This is a genomic window from Microbacterium sp. H6 (assembly GCF_003314775.1).
Classification (GTDB): Bacteria; Actinomycetota; Actinomycetes; order Actinomycetales; family Microbacteriaceae; genus Microbacterium; species Microbacterium oxydans.
On record NZ_QOAY01000221.1, the window covers coordinates 1 to 1,229 of the forward strand.

The following is a 1,229-nucleotide window of genomic DNA, read 5'->3' on the forward strand; positions in this document are numbered from 1 at the left end:
CGTCACGGCTGGTTCAGCAGGGAGTCGAACGCGGATTCGTGCGCCGCGAGGCCGACCCCGACGACGCACGGCGCACCCGCATCGCGCTGACCGACGAAGGACGCCGCCTCGCCCGCGGCATGCGCGGCGAGCGTCGCGAGATGCTGACGACCGCGCTGACCTCGTTCACCGAGGAGGAACGCGTCGAGCTCGCCAGACTGCTCAACAAGCTCGCCGACAACTGGCAGCGCTGAGGGGAGCCTCGAAGCGGCGGAGTTAGCGGCTGAGTTAGCGGCTGAGCTAGCGGCGGAGGCCCGCGACGTCGGCGGCGACGTCGATGACGGAATCCACCGGGATCGCCGTGTCGGCTGATGCCGAGAGCAGCATGCCGGTGGCCACGATCGTCACCGTGCCGCGAGGGGAGAGCAGCTGAACCGAACCCACCTCGCCGAGAGTTTCGCCGTCGCCCAGCAGCAGCACCCGTCCATCGAGAGCTGCAGCGCGCGGATCGTCGATCGCCCCCTGGAGCGTGCTCAGCTCGTCCGTGCTCCAGGTCGTCTCATCGATGCCTACCGCGAGGGAGGCGTAGTCCTCGAGAGCGGTGGACGCGGAGGCCACCGCGTCGTTGATCCAGACACAGGTGGTGCCGGAGGCGTCTTCCGAGGAGTCGTCGGGCGAGAAAGCGAAGCCCGCGGTGATCGGCGCTGCGAGCGGCTCGATATCCGCGCAGGTGATGACGGGGTCCGCCGAGTCCGCAGGTGCCGCCGTCGGCGCGCCGGCATCGTCGGCCGGTGCGGAGCTCTGGTCGGCGGGGGCGGAGGAGCAGCCGGCGAGCAGCAGCGTGGCGGTCACGGCGATAAGGCTCAGGAGCGGGGGAGTCGTCGGGCGCACAGCCCCGATCCTGCCACACCTCGCTTCGCCGGTTCTCGCGGTCGCACGGCCGGCGCAGGCTCAGGCCGACGCGAATCCCACCGACGGCTCGTCGTCTACCGATAGGGACAGCACAGCGGTCTCGACCGCGTCGTGCTGCTCGATCCGCTGCTCCAGGTCTCGCAGCTGCCGCGCCACGTCGTGCTCGCGCGCATCGCCGGCGAGGTCGACCTCCGCCACGATGAAGAGTCGATTCGGACCGACGTACTCGATGTGCAGGTAGGTCACCCGCTCGACCTGCGGCAGGCCCAGCAGGGCGCTCCCCACCCGCGCGCGCAGTTCCGGTGCGGCGGTCGCGCCCACGAGGAAGGCGATGTTCC

General features: G+C 70.7%; 2 protein-coding genes and 1 pseudogene. 1 reads left to right on the plus strand and 2 read right to left on the minus strand.

Going from position 1 to position 1,229, the window contains the following annotated elements; all coding sequences use genetic code 11:
* On the plus strand, positions 1 to 233 hold a 233-nt coding region (locus DSP71_RS14395), incomplete at its 5' end, for a MarR family winged helix-turn-helix transcriptional regulator (RefSeq protein WP_113681433.1).
* Positions 234 to 279: 46 nt separating this feature from the next.
* Here the strand turns inward: DSP71_RS14395 and DSP71_RS14400 are convergent.
* A complete protein-coding gene (locus tag DSP71_RS14400; protein ID WP_147251322.1) occupies positions 280 to 831 on the minus strand; it encodes a hypothetical protein in 552 nt (183 codons plus the stop codon).
* 99 nt (positions 832 to 930) lie between these two features.
* Positions 931 to 1,229, minus strand: a pseudogene (locus tag DSP71_RS23960) (cation transporter); the annotation flags it as partial.